Source organism: Spiroplasma sp. Moj (assembly GCF_016082285.1).
Lineage (GTDB): Bacteria > Bacillota_I > Bacilli_A > Mycoplasmatales > Mycoplasmataceae > Spiroplasma > Spiroplasma phoeniceum.
On record NZ_MQTY02000072.1, the window covers coordinates 1 to 5334 of the forward strand.

General features: G+C 25.6%; 3 protein-coding genes and 1 pseudogene. 1 reads left to right on the forward strand and 3 read right to left on the reverse strand.

What is annotated here, in order from left to right; all coding sequences use genetic code 4:
• Positions 1 to 97 precede the first annotated feature (97 nt).
• Both BST80_RS03860 and deoC read right to left on the reverse strand, forming a co-directional pair.
• Positions 98 to 937 carry an aldose epimerase gene (locus tag BST80_RS03860; RefSeq protein ID WP_415746042.1) on the reverse strand — a complete coding sequence of 280 codons (840 nt, stop codon included), beginning with the start codon at positions 935 to 937 and terminating at the stop codon, positions 98 to 100.
• Positions 938 to 970: 33 nt separating this feature from the next.
• Positions 971 to 1633 carry a deoxyribose-phosphate aldolase gene (gene deoC / locus BST80_RS03865; protein ID WP_415746043.1) on the reverse strand — a complete coding sequence of 221 codons (663 nt, stop codon included), beginning with the start codon at positions 1631 to 1633 and terminating at the stop codon, positions 971 to 973.
• Positions 1634 to 2271: 638 nt separating this feature from the next.
• Here deoC and BST80_RS03870 point away from each other — a divergent pair.
• Positions 2272 to 3995: pseudogene (locus BST80_RS03870) on the forward strand (Mbov_0399 family ICE element protein); the annotation flags it as partial.
• A 201-nt stretch (positions 3996 to 4196) separates the two neighbouring features.
• Here BST80_RS03870 and BST80_RS03875 read toward each other — a convergent pair.
• A partial coding sequence (locus tag BST80_RS03875; RefSeq protein ID WP_415746044.1) for an Mbov_0401 family ICE element transposase-like protein occupies positions 4197 to 5334 on the reverse strand: 1138 nt, incomplete at its 5' end.

The following is a 5334-nucleotide window of genomic DNA, read 5'->3' on the forward strand; positions in this document are numbered from 1 at the left end:
TTTTAAATATATTTTATAGGAATTTTAAAATAACTAGGTTATGCAAGAAGTCTAATATATTCATTTTTGATGAAAACCTCTTAACAAGTAAGAGGTTTTATTTTTTAAATTCTACTTCTAAACAATATATTTTTGTTTGTTGTGATGGTAACTTATTAATTCATGGTTTTTGATCAAGCGGAATTGTTTGATAATTAATGTCATCTTGATGGCCATCTCATGGTTCAACACAAATATATTTTGCATCATTTTGACATTTTCAAATTAATACATTTGGATAACCTTTTGTTGTTAAACTAATTTCTCGAGTTGAATCAACAATTAAAACTTTGTTTGTTGTTTGTTTTAGTAACGCATAACATTGGCCAGTTGTAAAATCATATTGATTTATTAAAAACTGAGAATTTGTTTCTTTCTTCATTTCTGAACCTAAAAAAGTCCCACCAGGAATATGGGTAATTATTTGTGGATTATCAAAAATAATTTTACCAGTATGCTCATCACAAATAAATGCTGGATGTCAACCAAAATTATATGGCAATGATTTTAAGTCAAGATTAGTAATCTTAACTTTATTAATTAATTTATTTGCTTCTAATTGATATGTTACTTCCAATTTAAACAAAAATGGATACTGATGATAAAATTCTTTTGTTGCTCTATATTCAACCACTAATGTATCTGCTGTATAAGTAAGAACTTTTCAAACAGTAATTGCACGAAAAAACCCATGCCCCATCATCGTATAAATTTTATCTGCTAATTGATATTCATTATTAATTAACTTTCCTGTGATTGGAAAACAAATTGGTCACGATTTTTTTCATGTACTATCTTGTTGATAAATATATTCCTTGCCAGCTTTTTTTAATGAAATTAATTCAAACGGATCAGAACTAAGAGTTGCTTCTAAATTTTTGTTTTTTAAAAAATACATTATTTTTTATTTTCCTTTGCTGCTTTATGTCAACTAATAACCTGTTCGATGTGGTTTATTTTCCATAATATTAACACCTCCACTTGTTCCAATTCGCGTTGCTCCTGCTGTAATCATTGCTAAAGCATCATCTTTAGTACGCACTCCACCAGCTGCCTTAACTTGCATACGTTCTCCAACTGTTTTTTTCATTAGTTTAACATTGGCAATCGTTGCACCTGCTTTACTAAAACCTGTTGAAGTTTTAACAAAATCAAGACCTGCTTCTTCTGCTAACTGACACGCTTTAATAATTTCTGTATCAGATAATAAGCATGTTTCTAATATTACTTTTACAATATGTTGCCCAGCTGCTTTTTTACATGCTGCCATATCGGCACGAACTAAATCATAATTATTTGATTTAAACTGACTAATATTCATTACCATATCAATTTCTGTTGCTCCATCGGCTAATGCCGTTGAAATTTCTGTCACTTTTATTATGGTAGCATTCGCCCCCAATTGAAAACCCAACACAACACAAACATTAACTGTAGTATCTTGTAATAAATTATGCACTAATTGAACATAAGTTGGATTAATACAAACAGATGCAAAATCATATTCTTTTGCTTCAGCACATAATTTTTTAATCTCTACTATAGTTGCATCTGGTTTCAATAAAGTATGATCAATATATTTATTTAATTTCATTTAATAATTCTCCCTGTTGTTCTTCATTGATTTGAACTGCTTCTAAAACACGAATCGCCACAATTGAGTAATCAATAACCGCTTCATTTCCGAATAGTCTCACTATTTATTAGACTTCTTGCATAACCTAGTTATTTTAAAATTCCTATAATTTCTATTTTAAATATATTTTATAGGAATTTTAAAATAACTAGGTTATGCAAGAAGTCTAATTTATAATTTGCAATTATTATAGATAGCATAGAAGATGTATTTAAAATTAAATAATTTAAATAAAAAAGTCATTTTTCGTTGTAGGAAAATATTAAATTTTTAAATAAAAGACATAATTAATTAAAATTATAATTTGCTATTAGTATCTTTTTAAAAATATTTACAATTATTTTAATAGGTTATGCAAGAAGTCTAATGAACAAATTTTTGTAAAATATCAAATGTTTCCTATAAATGTAGAAAGTTTATGAGAAGAAAAGATAGACTTTAGAAAACTGAACTTATGTGGGTAGGTGCACAGTCTAAAATGTTAGTCAAGTTTATAAAAAAATTTGACTTATTACTTAAGTTATTATATTATTGTTAGTGTAGTGCATGACTTTTATGTAGTAGATACTAGCATTAAAAATTAGGAATAATTAAAAATGAAGACTTGAATAAATATATTGTTAAGTACATTATTATTGTTATCAATTTTAGGCTCAACTGTTTTTTCATCAAAGGCAATAAATTTAACCAAAAATTATTTAAATAATATTTCTAATAGTCAATATAATATCGACCCAACATATCCAACTTTTAAAGATAAACAAACTTGGTCCAATTCACAACGATTTTGTTGAGATGGAGGAACCTGTGATCCGCATCCTAACTCCAGAACAATTTCATTTAATTGAAAACAATATGCTGATGATTGAAATACATTTAAAAAAAATTATTCTAGTTTTACGATTGAAATACAGGGATTAGCTAATTCAAGATATAATTCGGATACTTTAAACGATAGAACATTTAATACATCAGCAATTTCATCAAATAAAATGGATAGTGGTATTGGTAGTCATAATTATAATAAGTTTTTGTCAAATGCCAAAGCTCATTATTCAAATTTTGGTAGTAACTCAGCTTATGCTGGTTATTATTTGTGACATGATTCAACCAATATATATGTTTTTTTATCTTTAGTTGCACAAACACAAAAGGGGGGCATTGGTGAAACACGGGTGGGTCTGAAGCCTCAATTAATTATAAAGTAATTACGTTCCATTCATCATTTTCTTTACAAAGTGTTAAAAATAATTTAAATAATGCTTTAAATAAAGAAATTAATTTAACATCTGATTATTCAGGTGGTTTGAAAGATAAAAATAATATAAATGATCCAACTGGAAAAGGAAAGGATTTAACAACATTATTAACTACAACTATAAAAAATGTATTAGGAAATGAATATTCAAAATGAGAACGATATATTCAACCATTTTCATTTAATAATAGTACACGTAAAGCAACAACTGTTTTTAAATTTAAAAATTCTAATACTGGCAATCAAGAAATATGAACTTTTGAAACACCGATTAATATAAAATTATCAGAAAATTATTGAGGTAAGTCACTAAGTGCTAGATTAAATTTTTTTCCGGGACAAATTGTTAATCCAAATGATTCTACTCAAGGGATGGTTTCTGATAAACCAATCCAATTAGAGCCTGATAAAGTAAGTGATACTTATGGTGGGACATTAGAATTTCATACAACTGCGCATTTACAATTTGATGGACTTAATGACTCATCTGAATGAATGACAGTAAATGGTCAACCTGTTGAAGTTATTAATAACAAATTTGTTTACAATATGAAAGATCAACGTGTTACGGAAGGCAAAGATGGCACAAATATTTATGATATTGTTGTTAGTCATGATGATAGAAAAAATAAAGCAAAATATCAAATAAAATATAAAATTTCTAATTTAGTACCAACTTTATTACCTAAATGATATGCGTGAGATCCAGCTAAAAATCCTAATCAAAATGATTTAATTGTACCATCAATTGATGGTAAACCTAATCCAAATTATGACCCCGAAGTTAATCCAGAAACTGGTACAAAAACCCAAATATTATGAGTAAAGAAAAAATCTCAATATCCTTTTCCATTAGATCCTTTAAATAAATATGGTGAAGTTATTGACCCTAAAAGAAATCCACAAGATTATGATTTAAGCTTTTTAGCAGAAGGCTCAGTTGTTGGAATGGGAGTTCAGCAATTATTTAATCCAGCAGAAGTTAATGAGGTTTGGCGAGAAGGAGTTAACAGTAATTTAGATAGTCCTGCTAATCCAACAGAACGTGAGCGATTAACTAAAGATGGCGTAAAATATTCGGTTGGTGATACTTTATTTTAATAAATATTTATCTACTAAAATAAAATTCCTAAGAAAAAGATAAATTTATCTTTTTTAATTAACTTAATAATAACATAAAAGTAATAACTTACAATACAAAAAATAATAATTCGCAAATTATTTAATAAATTTATTTTAAATTATTGATTTATACTTTAAATTTTAAACAAAACATTGTGCTTGATGAGCAAAATTTTTATTTATTAAAAATTGCTGATTATGTTTGTCTTCATTTTTAAAATAATAATTATATTCTTTCTCATTTTTTTTGTTTAATTTATTAAGATAAAACTCAATTAAATTAACTCCATTTTCTTTCGCCATTTTCATTGCAATCATATTTTTAAAAACTTTTTCACTATATGATTTAGCACCATATCCTTTTAATCATTTTACATTATGCGAAATTTGTGGTTCAGTACAAGATCCCATATATCAATCCTCTTTATAAACTTTAATACCCTCAGAATTATTTTTGATATATTTAATGAAATCTTTAATTTTTTCTTTTTTATCTTTTAAAAATGGATATTCTTTAACACTTTTTCTTGTAATTAATTTTTTTAAATATTTTATTGCTTCATCAGGATCGCCATTTTTAAATAATTTATTCATATCTCAATAAATTTGTTTTCTTATTTTTTCATTATCGGTTAAATTTTTAGTAAGTTTTCTTCTTCTATAAGGAAATATTGTTTTTAATTCTTTCATTAAATGAAATTGATCTAAAATAAAAATTGCACCAATTTCATTAGCAAATTTTTTGATTCATTTTGCTCCATCACCTGCTAGCGTTAACTTACAATTTTCAATATTAAAATTTTGATTTAAAAAATATAAAAATTCTTTTTTTATATTTTTTAATAAGATAGTATTTATTTTTACCGATTTCATAACAATAAAAATTTTTTTATCTTTTAGAACATTTTTACTTTTAGTGCTTTTTATTTCATCATACCCAGTATGAAAATATGCTGTTCTAAACATATTTTTTTCTATTTTTTTATATTTTGTTAAATTACTAAAAGAATCATCAACGCCAGCATACAAATATGGTGTTTGGACAATTATTTTTTCAGTTTTTGTTTTTAATTGTTCTTTAAATAATTTAGTAAAATCAACCTCTTTATTAATATTTGTGATTGTCATCTTAGATATATTTAAATTAGAAAACATATCCATAATATCTCTTTGTCTTTTAACACTATCCATTAATTTTCAAATTTCTATTTTAACACTTGTAAACTGTAAAACGAAACGCGCTAAAACAATTCTTATTAAAGGGTTGTTTTTTTTATTT